Genomic DNA, 17,047 nt, shown 5'->3' on the forward strand with positions numbered 1-17,047 from the left:
CGGCTCTTCTGCCAGCTCAGGCCCGCCTCGTGCAGGGTGCGCGCGATGGTGAACCGGCTCACCTGCGGCAGGCCGTCCGGGGCTTGGCGCAAGGCCTTCTGCAGCAGGCTCAGCGACCAGGTCGCGGTGCCGTCCTGCTCGCGCTGCGGCGCTCGCGCCCATTCGGCCAGGATGCGCTGCTGCGCGTGAGCCCCATAGCGGATCCGTGGCCCGCCACCGTGGTGCGGGCGCACGGCGGCCAGGCCCTCGCGGTTGAAGCGACTGACCCAGGCCGAGATGGTCTCGTTGTGGCCGCGCCCGACGAGATGGGCGGCGGCGGTGTAGCTGGCGCCTTCGGCAATCGCCAGCAGGGCACGGGCACGGTCGACTTCAGCGGCAGGGGTACTCTGGGAGCGGCTCAGGCGGGTGAGTTCTTTGCGCTCGTCTACGGTGAGCGGGCGTAGTGGATCTTTCTGGTGGCGCGACATGGGGCACCTCGCAACACGAGGATCACCATGCCACTATACCATATCCGACGGCAGACGACCCACTAGTAGCGAGTTGAGCGAAATCTTGCGTGTTACCATGGTAGGCCCCCAGACAAAATTACTACCATAGGTATAATTTGCAACCCAAAAACATTAGATCCAATGGACGAGCAGCTGACACAATGTTCTCACTTTGTTCTTGACAGATGGCGCAACCTTGGCTATATCATTGCACAGCCTGATCCGACGAGGGGCGTGCTTCGCGAGGCGTCGCAAGTTGTGGGAGCAGGCACGGTCCTGCCAGACGGTATACGCAGCCGCCTGACAGGAGGCCCTTGGTGCCTGCGGGCTGCCAAGTCTAAACGCCTAAAAGAACCGTGCGTGACGAGCAGTTCGGCTCTCACAACCATCATTAGACATCGAGCCGGGCTGCCCATCGCGCCACCCTCGATTGCCTTCGACCTCCGGGCTCTCGCAGCCCGGAGACGAGGGCGCATGCCCTGTCCCTGTTTCATCTCCCGTCCGATTGCCGAAAGATCATTCCATGACACGCTTTCACCCCATCCTGTCCGACCTGCCCGATTGCGACGATACTCTGCGCCGCCTCGCCGACGTGCTGCAGATGCCGGTCACCTGCCGCAGGAGCCGCTGCCGGCGCAGGGGCTCGTGCCAAGGCGGCTACGGGCCGCCCTGCTATCTGGATGACCGCCAGGCCTTCATGAAAGGCGTGGGTGAGCAGATGCAGGAATACCGGGAGTACTGGCACGACCGGTACCGATCGATCCAGGCGGAGGAGCGGCGGCGGTGATCCCTTCCCTCCGGAAAAAGGCACTCGAGCATCGGACTCAACAGTGGATTTGCGCTTTCGGGTCCGATCCGATGCTTTGTCTCCGATCAGTGCATCGTCCTGGGCCAAAAACCGGGTCCACTTTTTTGCACGATCCTCTAGGCGCATGGCCATTCGGCCATTATGGTGCGCGCAAATTTCACGGGTTAGAGCAACGGCAATGGCTGACAAAGGCACACCCCACTTCCACAACGATCCGGGCGTTCCCGTCATTCACGTGGGCTCGAAGGAGTTCATGTGCATCGGCGCGACGCCTCCCTTCGATCACCCCCATATCTTCATCGACATGGGCTATGACAGCGAGACCGTCTGCTCCTATTGCTCGACGCTGTTCAAGTACGACCCCAGCCTGAAGGCCGACGAGGCCCGCCCGGCCGAGTGCGTCTGGGAGCCCGACTTCGCGACCGATCCCGCCTCGCGCTAACGCATCGTGCGGACCCAGCGGGCCGCGCAGCGAAAAGTGGCCCCGGTTTTCCGTCCCCAACGATGCGCTGCTTAAGAAAAGGTGCATCGGATCAATCCCGAAAGTGGAAGCCACTTTCGGGTCCGAGGCTCTAGTGCAGAAACTCTCCATCGCCATCATCGGCGCCGGCATCGGCGGTCTCACGGCGGCCCTGGCGCTGGCCCGGCAGGGCCATGCGGTGACCCTCGTCGAGCGCCGGACCGGATTCAGCGAAGTCGGCGCCGGGCTCCAGCTTTCGCCCAATGCGAGCCGGATCCTGCTCGGTCTCGGGCTCGGCGCCGCCCTGCGCCGGGTCGTGACGGAGCCCCGAAGGGTCGTCGTGCGCGCCATCCGCTCGGGCAAGCCCATCGGGCAAGTCGCCCTCGGAGCCTTCATGCGCGAGCGGTTCGAGGCGCCCTATTGGGTCGTGCACCGGGCCGACCTCCAGACGATTCTCCTCGACGCCGTGCGCTCCGAACCGGCGATCCGGCTCGTCATGGGCCGGACAGTCGACGAGGTGACGGACGGGCCCGGTCGCGCGGGCCTGACCTGGACTTCCGCCGGCGGTGCGCGGGAGAGCATCGAGGCCGACCTGATCATCGGGGCCGACGGCATCTGGTCGAAGGTCCGGCAGGCCCTGGGCGACGGGACGCCACCGGCTTTTCGCGGCACCATCGCCTGGCGCGCCACCTTCGAGCGCGCCTTGGCGCCGGCCGAACTCGCCGGCGACGAGACCGGCCTCTGGCTCGGCACGCGGGGCCATGTGGTGCATTACCCGATCGCCGGCGGCAGGCTCGTCAACGTGGTGGCGATCCAGAGGAGCCCTGCCCCCGTGGAAGGCTGGGCCGCGCCGGGCGACCGGGACGAACTTCTCGGACACTACGCGTCGGCCGCCCCTGCCCTGCGCAATCTCCTGTCGCAGCCTCGGGAATGGCTGCGCTGGTCCCTGTTCGATCATCCAGCCGAGCGTCTCGCCAAGGGCCGGATCGCCCTTCTCGGCGACGCCGCCCATCCCGTTCTCCCCTTCCTGGCGCAGGGCGCGGCCCTTGCCATAGAAGAAGCCGCCACCCTCGCCGCCCTCCTGGGCCGGGACGGACCGGACATCGCCCGGGCCCTGTCCAGCTACGAGACGCAACGTCTTCCACGAGCACGCCGGGTGCAGAACGAGGCCCGCAGGAACGGTCGCATCTATCATGCGGGCGGCCTCATCGGCTTCGGGCGCAATCAGGTCATGCGCCATCTCGGACCCGAGGGCATGACCCGGCGTTACGACTGGCTCTACGGCTTCCGTGTCCCTGAGTAATGCCGGGAGAGGCGAAGTCTTGGCCCTTGCACTCCGCCCTCCGGCCCGATAACCCTCATTGCGATGCGGACGTGGCGAAACCGGTAGACGCAAGGGACTTAAAATCCCTCGGGCACTGCCCGTGCGGGTTCGACCCCCGCCGTCCGCACCAAACCGACCGGGTCTTTCTCGGCTTCCTCAATCATTCACCTGAACGAGCACATGCCGTTTCTTGCCGGCCGTCAGCTTCAAGGCGCCGGCGGCGAGATCGCCTGCACCGATGCGCGCATCCGCGTCCTGAACCACATTGCCGTTGAGCCGTGCTCCGCTGTTGAGCACCAGACGGCGCGCCTCGCTCTTGGAGCTTGAGAAGCCCGCGAGCACAAGAAGCTGCGCAACGGTAACGCCGGCATCGAGGTCCGCCAATGAGAGACCGAAAGTCGGAAGACCGGATGCATTCTCCCCCTCCTCGAAGGTCCGTCGCGCGATGTCGGCAGCCTTGCTCGCGGCTTCCTCGCCATGCGCGAGACGGGTGGCCTCATGGGCGAGAATGTGTTTCGCCTCGTTGATCTCGGAGCCTTTCAGCTGGCCGAGGCGATGGACCTCGTCGAGCGGCAATTCCGTGAACAGGCGCAGGAAGCGCGCGACATCGTCATCCTCGGTGTTGCGCCAGAACTGCCAGAATTCGTAAGCACTCAGCTTCTCGGCGTTGAGCCACACCGCGCCGCTCGCCGTCTTGCCCATCTTGGCGCCGGCGGATGTGGTGAGCAGCGGTGTCGTCAGCCCGAAGAGCTGGCGCCGGTCGATCCGGCGCGCGAGTTCGATGCCATTGACGATGTTGCCCCATTGATCGGATCCGCCCATCTGCAGCACGCAGCCGTGATGGCGCGACAGCTCCAGAAAATCGAACGCCTGGAGGACCATGTAGTTGAACTCGAGCAGCGTCAGCGGCTGCTCGCGTTCCAGCCGCTGGCGCACGCTGTCGAAGCTCAGCATCCGGTTGATCGTGAAATGAGTTCCGAAATCGCGCAGGAACGGCAGGTACCGCAGCGGGTCGAGCCAAACGGCATTGTCCACCATAACTGCGTCGGTCGGCCCGTCGCCGAAGGCGAGGTAGCGGGAGAATACCTGCTTGAGTCCCGATGCGTTCCTGGCGATCTGCTCATCGTCGAGCAGAGGCCGGCTCGAATCGCGGAAGCTCGGATCTCCGATCTGCGTGGTGCCGCCGCCGATGAGCACGACGGGCTTGTGACCGCACTTCTGGAGCCAGCGCAGGGTCATGATCTGCACGAGGCTGCCGACATGCAGGCTGTCGGCAGTGGCGTCGAAACCGATGTAGGCCGGGACGGAGGCGTCCGAGAGCCGCGCATCGAGGCCGCTCAAATCCGTGCATTGGTGAATGAAGCCGCGTTCGGCAAGAATCTTCAGGAAGTCAGATTTCGGAGTGCTCATGTCATGTCTCCTTGGGACTGGCGGGAGCCGCTGCCCGGAGACCTGATCATCAAATGAAGATGCCGCCGGAGAGCGGCGGCATCGAACGTCTGGTCGCAACCGAACGGAGCCGCCCTATGGGGACGGCGTAAAATAATTCGTGAAAGTTGTGCGACCGGTGATCATGGGCACGATCTTATGAGTACGGGCCAGGATCGTCAATCCGCCTTCGCATGGCATCGGACCGATCGCGCATCGTGCGGAAAAGTGGACCGGTTTGTCGCAAGAATGATGCGCTGTCCGAGGAGCGGAGCGACGGATGGGATCCCAAAGGTGCAAATCCATTGTCGGGTCCGATGCTGTAGCGGGAATTCCGCAGGCAGGGGGACGGGCACGATCGGAGTTTTATCCCATCCATAGGGAGTAATTCGCGCTGTCCAGCCGCGCTAATCCATCAGCGCCGTTCTCTACCCAACAGTTGAACAATACAATTATAATCTTATCCCTTTATCCCAGCGTATATATCCATCCACCAAGGTATTAGCCCCGGATAGAAAGAAGACATATCCGAACTGATCCTATGATGAAGATGTTATCTGCTCAAGAATGTGTTCTGAAAAATACTTCAGTGAGCAGGAGCATCCATGTCAGTTCGCCTTTGCGTTGGAATTCTCGCCCTATTATCCTCTACAAGCGCATTCGCTTCCGATCAACCAACCCGAAATACTAAGCGTATTACTTCCTATGAAGCGTACACTTCTTCGGCAGCGCGGCAGTCAGTAACTGGAGACGCAAGGCGAGCAGAAGCTTCGAACGCAAGATCCGTGAGGCCCGCGACGAACCGGAGCGCGGCCGCGCCAGTCTATACTGAAAACGTTGATGCCTCGTTCCGACAATACTGCCGGCCCGTCACGATCCGCGGCCTGCTTGGACCGCGCCAAGTATGGGAATGCCCGACAGCTCCAAGCGCGCAATTCGCGCCCGACTTCATCAACACCTACCGCGACAGAGGTGAAAGCCCACAGGCAAGCGCCAGCCTCGCCGGGTCGTCGCCATCCGGTCCGACCACCGGCGGTCCGAGCAATCCGCCGGCCGCGGGAGGCGGATCCTCGGGAGGCGGATCAGGGGGCGGCAACAACCCGCCGCAGAGCAGTGGAGGCGGCCAATCGTCCGGCAGCGGTTCCAGTCCCGCCAGCGGCACGGGCCCCAGCGCAGGCGGGGGAACATCACCAGACCAGGGTAGCGGCACAACCAATCCGGGCGGAGGGACCAATCCCGGTGGCGGCACGAACCCGGGTGGCGGCACCGAGCCAGGCGGCGGTACCAATCCGGGCGGAGGCACGAACCCGGGTGGCGGGACAAATCCCGGTGGCGGCACGAATCCTGGTGGCGGGAATCCTGGTGGGGGACACCATGGCGGTGGTCACCAGGGAGGCGGTCACCATGGCGGCAAGGATGGCCATCACGGCGGCGGGTGGTCGGGTGATCACGGTGGTAAGCCGGATCGGGACCATCATGGTGGCGGTCGCGGTGGAAAAGGCCGTGACGGCGATCATCATGGCGACAAAGACCACGACGGCAGGGATCACGGAGGTAGAGACCACGGCGGCAAAGGGCCCGGCGACGACCGCGACGGGCATCACGGCGGTGGATGGTCCAGCGATCACGGCGGAAAACCCGATCGCGATGGTCATGGCGGCGGTCGCGGCGGCAAAGGTCACGACGGCGGTGATCGTAACGGCGGCAGAGGAAACGATGGCGGCGGTCGCGGTGGACACGAAGGCGGCTGGTCTGGAGACCATGGTGGCAAGCCGGATCGTGACGATCATGGTGGCCGCGGCGGCAAAGGTCGCGACGGTGGCGATCGCAACGGCGGCAAGGATTCCAGCGGCAAGGACTCCGACGGTAAGGGATCCGATAGCGACAAGGGATCCAATGGCGGCGGGAAAGGTGGTGACCGAGACGGTGGACGCGGTGGCCGCGACGGCGGTGACCGTGGCGGAAACAGCAGCGGCAGCCAAGGCGGCGATCGCGGTGGAAATACCGGCGGCGGAAGCAGCGGCGGCCAGGGCGGCGATCGCGGCAATAATAACGGCGGCGGTCAGGGCGGGGGCGAGCGCGGCGGAAACGGCGGTGGAGGTCAAGGCGGTGGCAAGCGCTGACCCGATCCGGTTCAACATCAAAAGGGGCGCTTCCGCGCCCCTTTTCGTTCCTGGTTCGATATCCCGATCAAACCGTCATGGACTGACGTCGGGCTATCAGAAATAAGCCTTCAAGCTCTTGCGCACCCGCTCCAGCACCGGAACGTCTCTCGGCGGCAAAGCGAAGGTTTGGCCGGTGATGCGTTCGAAGGCATCGATGTAGACGCGCGAGGTCTCCAGCACCACGTCCTGCGGGATCTCAGGGATTTCGTCCTTGTAAGGATCGCAGCGGGCGACAACCCAGGTGCGGATAAAATCCTTGTCGAAGCTCTCCGGCCGCTCGCCGGCCTCGAAGCGGCTCTGGTAGCTGTCCAGGAACCAGTAGCGGCTGCTGTCAGGCGTGTGGATCTCGTCGGCGATCATAATCCTTCCGGTCTTGTCGATGCCGAACTCATACTTGGTATCGACGAGAATGAGGCCGCGCTCGCGGGCCATTTCCCTGCCCTTCGCGAAGAGCGCGAAAGCGTAATCGCAAACCGTCTGCCACTGCTCTGCCGTAAGAAGGCCGCGCTCGACGATCTCCTGCGCGGTCAGGGGCTCGTCGTGCCCACCGTCGAACGCCTTGGTGGTGGGTGTGATGATGGTCTGCGGCAGCTTCTCGTTGTCGCGCATGCCGTCGGGCAGGCGGATGCCGTACATCTCGCGCTCTCCGGCCTTGTAGAGGGAGAGGATCGAGGTTCCCGTCGTGCCGGCGAGATAGTCCCGAACCACGATCTCGACAGGCAGGATGGTGAGCCTGCGGCCGACCAGCACGTTCGGATCTGGATATTCGATCACGTGGTTAGGGCAGATATCCGCCGTCGCTTCGAACCAGAATTTGGCGGTCTGCGTCAGCACCTGACCCTTCAAGGGAATGGCCGCGAGGTTGCGATCGAAAGCGCTGATGCGGTCCGACGCGATGATGATGCGCCGTCCGTCCGGTAGGTCGTAATTGTCGCGCACCTTGCCGCGATAATGGTTTGGCAGTTCCGGGATGGTCGCGTCCTCGAGGACGTAACCGGCATAGGCACCAAGGGCTGCTTTATCCACCATGCTCACCTGCCAAGAATTTCGGATGCCGCGCTCCAGTCGCGGTTGCGCGGAGTTCTAAACCGAAATCCACGTCATGCTAGATCAAAACCGGCAAAAAGCGGCTCTTTCCACGAAGACGGCCAGCCAGCGCCTTACTGACCAGCCTTGGCGTCCCGGCGATAGGTTGCATTGAGGCCTGACAGGGTCACGGAGGTCTCGTAGCCCTGGGCATCGATGATGGTCCACTGCTTCAGGGCATTGGCTCGGCTGTCGAAGCGCAGGGTGATCTTGGAGGTGCCGCCGAGGGTCGCGTTGTCGTCGAACCGAACCGTGACCATGCCGTCGCGCCCGACCTGCACGTCACGAACCTTGGTGTCCCGCGACAGGTCGATGTTGTCCTGGACCAGGAACTTCAGGGGCGTCTGGCTGACGGGATAGACATCGTTCGTGCCGAGCTTCTTGTCGCGGATCGCCACGTTGCGCCCGTCCGAGATCACCTCGAGGGTGCTCGGAGGGGAATAGGCGAAGTGGAACTGGCCGGGGCGCCGCATGGAGAGCGTGCCTTCGGCCTGCTGGCCGTTCGGATTCTTCTGAACGAAATAGGCCGACATCACGTCGATGCTGTTGAAGTAGGCATTGACCCGGTCGAGGGCCTCCTCGGGCGTGCGCGGGCCCGGAGGCGATGTCGGCGTCGGGGATGAGGAGGGCGCGGCCACCGAGGTCGGAGCGGGCGCCGCAGGCTGGGCCGGAGTGGCACGGGCCGGCTTGGGCGGCTCCGCCACCTTGGCCGGAGGCGGCGCGGCAGGCTTGGGCGGTTCGGCCGCCGCTTGCACGGGCGTTTCGGGAGCAGGCTTCTGAGGTTCCGGGGCGGCGGGCTTCGCTTCCACCTTTGCGGGAGCTGGTGCAGGCTTCACCTCGGGCTTCGCCGCCGTCTGGGGAGCAGCCTGCGGCTGTGGTTTTGCGGCTTTTTGAGGCTGGGCCTGAGGCTTTTGAGCTGTCGCGCTCGGCTTAGAGGAAGGCTGCGGGCGCGTTTGCGGCTGCGCCTGAGGGCGCGAAGCGGCAGGCGCCGGAGGAGTGGGAGCAGCCTGGGGGGCAGTCGGTTGGGGCGCAGTCTCCACCGGAGCCGCCGGCTTCTTGAAGACGCCGTCGAGAAAGCGGGTCAGCGGATCCGATGCCTGTTGGGCAGCAGCGGGAGACAGGCACGCAAGGACGACAGCCAGACCGAGAATGCAACGCGAGGACGAATGGAGCATGACGCCAGAGCTAACCTGAAAAATCACCGATGCACGTGCGCAAAAGCACGATGCAGCAATGCTTTATGGCCGGGATAAGAGGCTGAATGAAGGCAGGAGCCTTGCAGGCAAAAGCGAGTCGTGTCCAGAGCGGGGGTCCATTCTGGTTCCATTAAGCGGCGTCCGCCAGCTCGTCCTCGTCCGCTACGGGACGGGCGGGCGCCGGCCGGGGCTTGGGCGTCCGCGGGCGGGACGGCTGCTTCTTCTTGCCCTTGGCAGGCTTTGCCTTGCCGTTCAGCCCTCTCCACCACCCCTGCCAGCTCCAAGCGCCGGGGCCCATCAGCCCATAAAAGAGGAGACCAGCAAGAACGCCTAGATGGGACAGGAATATCGCCTGCTCTGCCTGACGGTTCAACCCGCCATAATCCCAGAAGCGATGCATGGTCCCCGTCGTCACCACCAGGGCGGCGATGAGGACGGAGGCGCTCAGGCGCGGCGCGAAACCGAAAATGAGGGCCAGAGGCCCGAAGACCTCGGCCAGAACGATCAGGGTCGCCACCACATCTCCATAGGGCATGCCCTTAAGAGTCAGCGCGGCGGCAAGCCCGGAAATGTTCGACAGACGCCCAATGGCGACCGGCAGGAAGCAGCCCGCCAGCAGCAGGCGGTTCAGCAGCAGAATTCCATTGATGCCCGCTCCCCTGCCCTCGCCCATGCCTTTGTCCTCCATCTCGCCAATTCCTCTGGCGCCGGGAATCGTCCGGACGCCAGATGAGCATTTGAGGCAGAGGTTCTTAACCCGCCCTTATCGGGAACCGGCAATTCACCGGACTTCAGAGCTTCAGGTTCCGCTCCCGCAGCATACTCTCCCAACGCAACGAGTGATCCACGATCGTGGCGAGGTCGTCATGGCGAGGTTCCCAGCCGAGTCTTGATCGGATGCGGGTCGAATCGGCCACGATGCGCACGGGATCGCCCGCGCGCCGCGGTCCGATCCGCGCCTCGACCGGCTTGCCGGACACCTTCCGGACGGTCTCGATCACCTCGGACACGGAATAGCCGTGCCCATATCCGCAGTTCATGACGAGGCTCTCGCCGCCCCCATCGAGATGGGTCAGCGCCTGCAAATGGGCCGCGATCAGGTCGCTTACATGGATGTAGTCGCGAATGCAGGTGCCGTCCGGCGTGGGGTAATCCGTGCCGTAGACCTCCATGTGGGAGCGCATGCCGAGCGCCGTCTGTACGGCCACCTTGATCAGATGAGTGGCATTCGCCGTCGATTGGCCGTGGCGCATCAACGGATCGGCTCCCGCGACGTTGAAATAGCGCAGGACCACGTAGCGCATATCATGGGCGGCCGCGACGTCGCGCAGCATGATCTCCGTCAATTGCTTCGAACTGCCGTAGGGTGACAGGGGCCCCAAGGGGGCATTCTCGTCAATGGGCTTGTCGGAGGTGTCGCCGTAAACAGCCGCTGTCGACGAGAACACGAATTTCTTGACGCCGGCGGCAACGGCTGCCGCCATCAGGGACCGGCTTTTAACGGTGTTGTTCAGATAATATCCCAACGGGTCGGAGACGGATTCCGGCACGATGAGCTTGGCTGCGAAATGGGCGATGGCATCGACCCGATGCTGTTGGAGCGTACGAAGGACGAGCTCGAAATCGCCCACGTCGCCGACGACAAGGGGCACCCCTTCCGGCACCGACCAGCGGAACCCCGTCGACAGATTGTCGAACACGATTGGATTATGGCCCGCATCGAGCAGCGCGAGGACCATATGGCCACCGATATATCCTGCTCCGCCTGTGACGAGAACGTTCATGAAATCTCCTGGAAGCCCAGCTCGAATGTCCACATGCTGGCGATATTTGTTTAAAGTTTCTAGATCGAGATGATCCCGATGACAGGAAGGCTAGGGCATCGCGCGGAAAAGTGTATCGGGCTTCCCGCTGACGCGACCTTTGCGCCGGTCCGAATGATGCGTCAGACAGGAAAAGCGAGCATCAGGCCCAAAGGTAGCTTCCCCCTTTGGGCCTGATGCTCCGGCGATTTGTTAATGAAAGAGTGCAGGATGGATGATCGTTGGGAATATTGGTGGGTCAGCTATGATTCCAGAGTCCAGCCTGCCGAGGTCGAGTTCGTCGGGGGCATTCCCGTAAGTTTCAGGTTCATCGGCATGGGCGGCAATGTCACCGCCACTTCGGCCGAACTGATTGAGCGACTGCCGGCTCCTCCGGTCCCCGTCATACGCCCTTCCGCGCCCCAGCCGACCGCAGCCCAGCCGCAGCGGCGCGGCTCCTGGCTCTGGTTCATCGGCATACTTCTGCTGATTCTCGTCGCGCAGTGCTCGGGCCCGCTTTTCGATCTCATCAAGTGACGGGAGATCGAGGCGCGTCATCCCCCTTCGAATCGGTATCAGCGCACGGCCGCGAGCCGCACCGGTTCACGGCTACGGGTCTGCGCGACGCGCTGGCCCAGAACGGCCGAGAGTTGCGCGGCAGCCGCTGAGGCGCGTTCCCGCACGGCGACATCCACGAGCGTACCGTCGATGAAGTTGCTCTCGCTCGCATAGACGGCGGTCGGGATCGTGAGCGCCTCGAAGAAGCCGAACAGCGGGCGCAGGTAATGCTCGACCACAAGCGCGTGGCGTAAGCCCCCGCCCGTGGCGGTCAGCAGCACAGGCACGTCCCTCAGGGCATCGGGCTCGACGAGGTCGAAGAGGTGCTTGAAGAGGCCCGTATAGGACCCCTTGAAGACCGGCGTTCCCACGATCAGGGCATCGGCGGTCTCGATGTCTCTGAGGACGCGCGCAGCCTCCGGCGACAATTGCGTGCGCGAGTATGCGCCGCCGAGACCGGCCCCGATTTCCACCAGATCGTGTACGATGAAATCGACCGGGGTCAATCGCCCGACCTCGGCCCCGATGGTTTCGACGAGAGATCGTGTCTTGGAGGGGCGGCGAAAGCTGCCGGCGATGCCGACAATCCTTGGTAGCGCCATGGAGAACCCTTTCTGATGCGATGGGGCAAGGCTTCATTACGGCGACGGGTGGGACCATTCTTCACCGACCTGCTCCTGCCACGGAATTCCCGGAAGGTTCTGCCGCTGAATCCGCTCTGTCAATTGGGTTGTTCTTTTAAAAGAACAGAAAAGAAGGATTTTCTCTTTCAGGCGCCGCCAGGAGATTTTGGTTGTCGGAAGCGCTTACGGCACGTCGCGGAAATCTGAAACGCGAAATCCCTGGGACTAAAGGTATTAGATAGCCGTTGAGGGTGAGAACGGCAGGTGACAATCCATCGAAGGCTCGGTAAGGACTACCCAGTTTCACATCAGAAAAGAAACAAATAATCTATTCTACATCAGAAAGATGCAAAATGGCTGCCCATGGTGCCCTTGACCTGATCGGCAAAACTCCCCTCGTCGAGGTGACGAGTCTGGACACCGGTCCATGCAAGCTCTTCCTCAAGCTTGAGAGCGCCAATCCGAGCGGCTCTATCAAGGATCGTCCCGCCCGCGCGATGATCGAGGCGGCTGAAGCCGACGGGCGCCTGAAGCCGGGCGGCACCATCGTCGAGGCAACGGCGGGCAATACCGGTGTCGGACTGGCCCTCGTCGGCGCCAGCAAGGGGTATCGCACCCTCCTCGTGGTGCCGGACAAGATGTCCCGGGAAAAGGTTCTTCATGCCAAGGCCCTGGGGGCCGAAGTCGTCATCACCCGGTCCGATGTGGGCAAGGGCCACCCCGATTATTACCAGGACCTCGCCCAGGCGATCACAAGCAGGACTCCCGGCGCGGTCTACATCAACCAGTTCGAGAACCCGGCCAATCCGGCGGCCCACGAGGCGAGCACCGGCCCGGAGATCCTGGAGGGGATGGACGGCGACGTCGATGCCGTCGTTGTCGGCGTCGGCTCGGGCGGTACCCTCACCGGCATCGGGCGGTATCTCAGGAAGGCCTCGCCCAAGACCGTGATGGTGCTGGCCGATCCGGCGGGCTCGATCCTCGCCCCTCTGGTCGAGACGGGAGAGATGACGGAGGCGGGATCCTGGGCCGTCGAGGGAATCGGTGAGGATTTCGTGCCTCCGAACTGCGATCTCTCCCTGGTGAAGAAGGCGTATTCGATCGGCGACAAGGAAAGCTTCTCGGCAGCACGCGAGTTGCTTCGCAAGGAAGGCATCCTGGCCGGCTCCTCATCAGGCACGCTTCTGGCAGCCGCCCTGCGCTATTGCCGCGAGCAGACCGAGCCGAAGCGGGTCGTCACCCTCGTCTGCGATACCGGCGCCAAGTACCTGTCGAAGGTGTTCAACGATGCCTTCATCGCGCAGGAGGGCTGGCTCGATCGCAAGACGACCGGTACCGCGCGCGACGTGGTTATCAATCCCTTCGGTGAAGGTGCCACGATCTTCGTGTCTCCCAAGGAGACCCTGCGCTCCGCCTTCGCCCGCATGCGCTCCTCCGACATCTCGCAATTGCCGGTGATCGAGGATGGCCGTGTGGTTGGACTCGTCGACGAGAGCGATATTCTCGACGCCCTCGTGGCCAACGAGGGTGCTCCCCAAAGCGTCTTCGACAAGCCGGTGCGCGACGTGATGGTGACGCGCCTTCAGACGATTTCCGCCGATGCTCCCGTCAAGGAGCTTCTGCCTCTCTTCGCCGCCGGCCTCGTGCCGGTGATCATGGACGGCGATTCCTTCGTCGGTCTCGCCACCCGCATCGACCTCATCAACTACTACCGGATCCACCCATAATGATCGCCCGCAACCAGCTCGATTTCGCCACCCGCTGCATTCATGCGGGCCAATCGCCGGATCCCACCACGGGCGCGGTGATGATGCCGATCTATGCCACCTCGACCTTCGCGCAGGAGAGCCCGGGCGTTCACAAGGGCTTCGAATACGCCCGCTCGCAGAACCCGACCCGCATGGCCTTCGAGCGCTGCATCGCGGATCTCGAGGGTGGCGCCGCGGCCTTCGCCTTCTCGTCGGGTCTTGCGGCGAGCGCCACCGTGCTCGACATGCTGGAGCACGGATCCCACATCGTCGCCTCCGACGATCTCTACGGCGGCACGCGTCGCCTCTTCGAGCGCGTGCGCAGGAAATCGGCTGGGCTCGACATCACTTATGTCGATCTCGGAAACCCCGACGCCGTGAAGGCGGCTCTGCGCCCCAACACCAAACTCGTCTGGGTTGAGACTCCCACCAATCCGCTCCTGAAGCTCGCCGATCTCGAAGCGATTGCCGCAGCAACACGCGGACACGGCACCTGGCTTGTGGCCGACAACACCTTCGCCAGTCCCTATGTGCAGCGTCCGCTCGAATTCGGCTTCGACATCGTGGTGCATTCCACGACGAAATACCTCAACGGCCATTCCGACATGGTCGGCGGCGTGGTGATCGTGGGCCAGAATCAGGAGGTTCGCGAGAAGATCGCGTTCCTGCAGAACGCGGTGGGCTCCGTCTCCGGCCCCTTCGACAGCTTCCTGGCGCTGCGCGGCCTCAAGACCCTGTCGCTGCGCATGGAACGGCACTGCACCTCGGCGCTTAAGATCGCTCAATTCCTCGAATCCCATCCGGGTGTCAACGGCGTGATCTATCCGGGCCTTGCGTCGCACCCGCAGCACGAATTGGCCAAGCGACAGATGCGCGGCTTCGGCGGCATCATTACGGCCCGTATCGCGGGTGGTCTCGATGGCGCGACACGCTTCCTGGAGCGCTGCCAGCTCTTCACGCTGGCGGAAAGCCTGGGCGGCGTGGAGAGCCTGATCGAGCATCCGGCAATCATGACCCATGCCTCCGTGCCAGCGGAAGTCCGGGCCGAACTCGGCATCGACGACGGCCTGGTGCGCCTGTCGGTCGGCATCGAGGATGCGGACGATCTGATAGACGACCTGCGCTCGGCGTTGGCGTAAGTATTACTTAAACGCAATCGATCTCCTCGTCATCACCGGCCTCGTGCCGGTGATCTCGTTTGGAAAGGCGCGATGCCTACCCGGATCGGTGTCATCGGAGATTGACAGGTCATGTCACGCAACGGGCGAGAAGCGTCCCACGAGCTGATGCCGGTCGCCAGGATAGGTGATACGCGCCTCGGTCACGAAGGCGCCCGCCTGCCAAGTTCTGCGTTCCAGAACGAGGCAGGCCGATCCGGATTGGATCTGCAACCGCTTTGCCATCGCGCTGTCCGCATTGACCGCGCGCACGATGTGCTCCGCATCCGTCCACGGCACGCGCCGCAGGAGCCATGTGCCCGGAGGATCATCCGTGAATGGCTCCTCACCGGCCTCGGGCACCGTGGCGAGGTTGATCAGGCGCTGCTCAAAGGCCTGTGGAATGTTGTCCATGACGTGAAGTGTGGACAGGCAGAGCATCTTCGTCCCTGCCGATAGCCCGATCCGTTGCGCTGCGGCGGCGTCGATGGGCTCGACGCCACGGTGCAGGATCTTGAAGTGGTAGTCGATGCCGGCGCGAACCGCCTCCAGGGCAAAATCCTGTATCTGCAGAACGGCCTGCTGGTTGCTCGGCTCCGCCACCACCGTCCCGGCGCGGCGGCGACGGGTGATGAGGCCGTTGGCCGCGAGCGTCGAGAGCACCTTGTTCACGGTCATGCGTGAACAGCCGTATTCGGCCATCAGCTCGTGCTCGTAGGGAATGCGGTGGCCCGGCGGCCACTCGCCGGACATGATCTTGGCCTCGATATCGTCGCGGATGCGTTGGTGCAGATGTTTCATGCCGGACGACATTTCTCTCAGGACAGGATGCGCGCCATGGCACGTGAATAGCGGGCGCGGATCGCCTCTCGGTTCGCATGCCGGCCACCTTCTACCACAGCCTTGCCTGCAACGAACACTGTATCGATGGCAGCCTTGCCCGCGACGAACACATAAGAATCGATCCAACGATCTCCCGACACAGAGGCGAGGTCGGGATGGCTGGCATCAAGCACCACGAAATCGGCGCGATGACCTGCCGCGATGGCACCGATGCGGCGGCCGAGCGCTTGAGCGCCACCCGCTAGGGCCTTGTCGTAGAGGCTGCGTCCGGTCGATTGCCCCTCCTGCTCGGCCAGGACGTTGCGGGCGCGGTGTTTGAGACGCTGGCTGTATTCGAATTGCTTGAGTTCTGCGGGTGCAGAAATCTCGATATTGGAATCGGAGCCGACACCGAAACGACCTTTCGCCGCAAGGTAATCGGCCCCCTCGAAGATGCCGTCGCCGAGATTGGCCTCCGTGATCGGGCACAAGCCCGCCACGGCGCCGCTCATCGCGATACCTTGGACCTCCTGCGCATCGAGATGAGTCGCGTGGATCAGGCACCAGCGTTGATCCACAGGCGCATGATCGAGCAGCCAGGAAACCGGACGTTGCCCCGACCATGCGAGGCAATCCTCGACCTCCTTCACCTGCTCGGCGATGTGAATATGGATCGGTCCTTCGCCTGCCAGCGCAATCACGTCGCGCAGGCTCTCGGGCGTGACGGCGCGCAGGCTGTGCGGCGCGGTTCCGATGACCGCGTCATCGAGACCAGCCACCACCTTGCGCGCCCCTTCGAGAAGGCGTGCGTAGCTCTCGATGTCATTGATGAAGCGCCGCTGCCCTTCCGTCGGCGCAGCGCCACCGAATCCCCCCTGCGCATAGAAGACCGGTAGAAGCGTCAGACCCATGCCGGTTTCCCGCGCGGCGACCACGATTCGGTCCGAAAGCTCCGCGACGTCGGCATAGGTGCGGCCGCCAGCATCGTGGTGCAGGTAATGGAATTCGGCGAGCGCAGTGAAGCCGCCTTCGAGCATTTCCATCATGGCGAAAGCCGCGATGGCTTCCACATCGTCCGGCGTGAGGGAGCCGAGGAAGCGGTACATCACCTGCCGCCAGGTCCAGAAGCTGTCTCCGACCGGACCGCGCGTTTCGGCAAGTCCCGCCATGCCGCGCTGGAAGGTGTGACTGTGCAGGTTCGGCAATCCGGGAAGCGCAATCCCGGCAATCCGCTCGCGTCCCTCGGCAGCTGAATGCGGATGGACGGCGACAATCGCCCCGCTCTCGATGTCAATCCCGACATTCTCCGCCCAGCCATCCGGTAGCAGAGCGTGATCGAGAATGAGCCTGCGCATGCTGACACCTTCACTGTTGATGGCTCT

Annotated in this window: 16 protein-coding genes and 1 tRNA gene; 7 read left to right on the plus strand and 10 right to left on the minus strand. The window is 63.5% G+C overall.

All coding sequences use genetic code 11. The annotated features are described in order from the left end of the window. Positions 1 to 467: helix-turn-helix domain-containing protein (locus DDF70_RS21940; protein WP_114946241.1), on the minus strand; the 467-nt coding region annotated here is incomplete at its 3' end. A 544-nt stretch (positions 468 to 1,011) separates the two neighbouring features. Here DDF70_RS21940 and DDF70_RS21945 point away from each other — a divergent pair. From DDF70_RS21945 to DDF70_RS21960, 4 genes are all read left to right on the plus strand, one after another. Further along, positions 1,012 to 1,275, plus strand: coding sequence for a hypothetical protein (locus tag DDF70_RS21945; RefSeq protein WP_114946951.1), 264 nt, complete (start codon positions 1,012 to 1,014; stop codon positions 1,273 to 1,275). 199 nt (positions 1,276 to 1,474) lie between these two features. Beyond that, entirely contained in the window at positions 1,475 to 1,738 is a 264-nt protein-coding gene (locus tag DDF70_RS21950; protein ID WP_009489367.1) for a zinc-finger domain-containing protein, read from the plus strand. Between the two features lie 133 nt (positions 1,739 to 1,871). Further along, positions 1,872 to 3,059 carry an FAD-dependent oxidoreductase gene (locus DDF70_RS21955; protein WP_114946952.1) on the plus strand — a complete coding sequence of 396 codons (1,188 nt, stop codon included), beginning with the start codon at positions 1,872 to 1,874 and terminating at the stop codon, positions 3,057 to 3,059. Positions 3,060 to 3,124: 65 nt separating this feature from the next. After that, positions 3,125 to 3,210 (plus strand) — tRNA-Leu (locus tag DDF70_RS21960). A 26-nt stretch (positions 3,211 to 3,236) separates the two neighbouring features. Here the strand turns inward: DDF70_RS21960 and tyrS are convergent. The 6 genes from tyrS to galE form a co-directional block, all read right to left on the minus strand. Next, entirely contained in the window at positions 3,237 to 4,490 is a 1,254-nt protein-coding gene (gene tyrS, locus DDF70_RS21965) for a tyrosine--tRNA ligase (RefSeq protein ID WP_114946953.1), read from the minus strand. Between the two features lie 1,205 nt (positions 4,491 to 5,695). Next, positions 5,696 to 6,649: a hypothetical protein gene (locus DDF70_RS36805; protein WP_162820568.1), complete on the minus strand. Its 954-nt coding sequence runs from the start codon at positions 6,647 to 6,649 to the stop codon at positions 5,696 to 5,698. 78 nt (positions 6,650 to 6,727) lie between these two features. Next, positions 6,728 to 7,702 carry a phosphoribosylaminoimidazolesuccinocarboxamide synthase gene (locus DDF70_RS21980; protein WP_170316106.1) on the minus strand — a complete coding sequence of 325 codons (975 nt, stop codon included), beginning with the start codon at positions 7,700 to 7,702 and terminating at the stop codon, positions 6,728 to 6,730. 131 nt (positions 7,703 to 7,833) lie between these two features. Next, on the minus strand, positions 7,834 to 8,934 hold the full coding sequence (locus DDF70_RS21985) for an outer-membrane lipoprotein carrier protein LolA (protein ID WP_114946954.1): 1,101 nt from the start codon (positions 8,932 to 8,934) through the stop codon (positions 7,834 to 7,836). 151 nt (positions 8,935 to 9,085) lie between these two features. After that, complete coding sequence (locus DDF70_RS21990; RefSeq protein ID WP_114946955.1) at positions 9,086 to 9,643, minus strand: DoxX family protein; 558 nt, start codon at positions 9,641 to 9,643, stop codon at positions 9,086 to 9,088. A gap of 103 nt (positions 9,644 to 9,746) precedes the next feature. Continuing rightward, positions 9,747 to 10,739, minus strand: coding sequence for a UDP-glucose 4-epimerase GalE (gene galE, locus DDF70_RS21995; protein WP_114946956.1), 993 nt, complete (start codon positions 10,737 to 10,739; stop codon positions 9,747 to 9,749). 249 nt (positions 10,740 to 10,988) lie between these two features. Here galE and DDF70_RS22000 point away from each other — a divergent pair, with 249 nt between their 5' ends. Beyond that, entirely contained in the window at positions 10,989 to 11,294 is a 306-nt protein-coding gene (locus tag DDF70_RS22000) for a hypothetical protein (RefSeq protein WP_114946957.1), read from the plus strand. 38 nt (positions 11,295 to 11,332) lie between these two features. Here the strand turns inward: DDF70_RS22000 and msuE are convergent, their stop codons facing one another. Then, a complete protein-coding gene (msuE, locus tag DDF70_RS22005) occupies positions 11,333 to 11,917 on the minus strand; it encodes an FMN reductase (RefSeq protein WP_114946958.1) in 585 nt (194 codons plus the stop codon). 374 nt (positions 11,918 to 12,291) lie between these two features. On the opposite strand from msuE, the gene DDF70_RS22010 reads away from it, so the two are divergent. Next, positions 12,292 to 13,665 (plus strand): pyridoxal-phosphate dependent enzyme, encoded by a 1,374-nt coding sequence (locus tag DDF70_RS22010; RefSeq protein ID WP_114946959.1) that lies wholly within the window; start codon positions 12,292 to 12,294, stop codon positions 13,663 to 13,665. After that, positions 13,665 to 14,825 carry a cystathionine gamma-synthase gene (locus tag DDF70_RS22015; RefSeq protein WP_114946960.1) on the plus strand — a complete coding sequence of 387 codons (1,161 nt, stop codon included), beginning with the start codon at positions 13,665 to 13,667 and terminating at the stop codon, positions 14,823 to 14,825. Before DDF70_RS22010 ends, DDF70_RS22015 begins: the two co-directional genes overlap by 1 nt. Positions 14,826 to 14,939: 114 nt before the next feature. Here the strand turns inward: DDF70_RS22015 and hutC are convergent, their stop codons facing one another. Both hutC and DDF70_RS22025 read right to left on the minus strand, forming a co-directional pair. Beyond that, complete coding sequence (gene hutC, locus DDF70_RS22020) at positions 14,940 to 15,644, minus strand: histidine utilization transcriptional repressor HutC (RefSeq protein ID WP_245435598.1); 705 nt, start codon at positions 15,642 to 15,644, stop codon at positions 14,940 to 14,942. Positions 15,645 to 15,661: 17 nt separating this feature from the next. Next, the gene (locus DDF70_RS22025; protein WP_114946991.1) at positions 15,662 to 17,020 is read right to left on the minus strand and encodes a formimidoylglutamate deiminase; all 1,359 of its coding nucleotides are present in this window, start codon (positions 17,018 to 17,020) and stop codon (positions 15,662 to 15,664) included. Positions 17,021 to 17,047 lie beyond the last annotated feature (27 nt).

The organism is Microvirga calopogonii (genome assembly GCF_003347665.1).
In the GTDB taxonomy this organism is placed as follows: domain Bacteria; phylum Pseudomonadota; class Alphaproteobacteria; order Rhizobiales; family Beijerinckiaceae; genus Microvirga; species Microvirga calopogonii.

What these genes read in the sequence shown, in the direction of transcription:
- DDF70_RS21945 (WP_114946951.1), top strand. Translation starts at nt 1,012, where the DNA reads ATGACACGCTTTCACCCCATCCTGTCCGACCTGCCCGATTGCGACGAT.
- DDF70_RS21950 (WP_009489367.1), top strand. Translation starts at nt 1,475, where the DNA reads ATGGCTGACAAAGGCACACCCCACTTCCACAACGATCCGGGCGTTCCC.
- tyrS (WP_114946953.1), bottom strand. Translation starts at nt 4,490, where the DNA reads ATGAGCACTCCGAAATCTGACTTCCTGAAGATTCTTGCCGAACGCGGC.
- DDF70_RS36805 (WP_162820568.1), bottom strand. Translation starts at nt 6,649, where the DNA reads ATGTTGAACCGGATCGGGTCAGCGCTTGCCACCGCCTTGACCTCCACC.
- DDF70_RS21980 (WP_170316106.1), bottom strand. Translation starts at nt 7,702, where the DNA reads ATGGTGGATAAAGCAGCCCTTGGTGCCTATGCCGGTTACGTCCTCGAG.
- DDF70_RS21985 (WP_114946954.1), bottom strand. Translation starts at nt 8,934, where the DNA reads ATGCTCCATTCGTCCTCGCGTTGCATTCTCGGTCTGGCTGTCGTCCTT.
- DDF70_RS21990 (WP_114946955.1), bottom strand. Translation starts at nt 9,643, where the DNA reads ATGGAGGACAAAGGCATGGGCGAGGGCAGGGGAGCGGGCATCAATGGA.
- galE (WP_114946956.1), bottom strand. Translation starts at nt 10,739, where the DNA reads ATGAACGTTCTCGTCACAGGCGGAGCAGGATATATCGGTGGCCATATG.
- DDF70_RS22000 (WP_114946957.1), top strand. Translation starts at nt 10,989, where the DNA reads ATGGATGATCGTTGGGAATATTGGTGGGTCAGCTATGATTCCAGAGTC.
- msuE (WP_114946958.1), bottom strand. Translation starts at nt 11,917, where the DNA reads ATGGCGCTACCAAGGATTGTCGGCATCGCCGGCAGCTTTCGCCGCCCC.
- DDF70_RS22010 (WP_114946959.1), top strand. Translation starts at nt 12,292, where the DNA reads ATGGCTGCCCATGGTGCCCTTGACCTGATCGGCAAAACTCCCCTCGTC.
- DDF70_RS22015 (WP_114946960.1), top strand. Translation starts at nt 13,665, where the DNA reads ATGATCGCCCGCAACCAGCTCGATTTCGCCACCCGCTGCATTCATGCG.
- hutC (WP_245435598.1), bottom strand. Translation starts at nt 15,644, where the DNA reads ATGAAACATCTGCACCAACGCATCCGCGACGATATCGAGGCCAAGATC.
- DDF70_RS22025 (WP_114946991.1), bottom strand. Translation starts at nt 17,020, where the DNA reads ATGCGCAGGCTCATTCTCGATCACGCTCTGCTACCGGATGGCTGGGCG.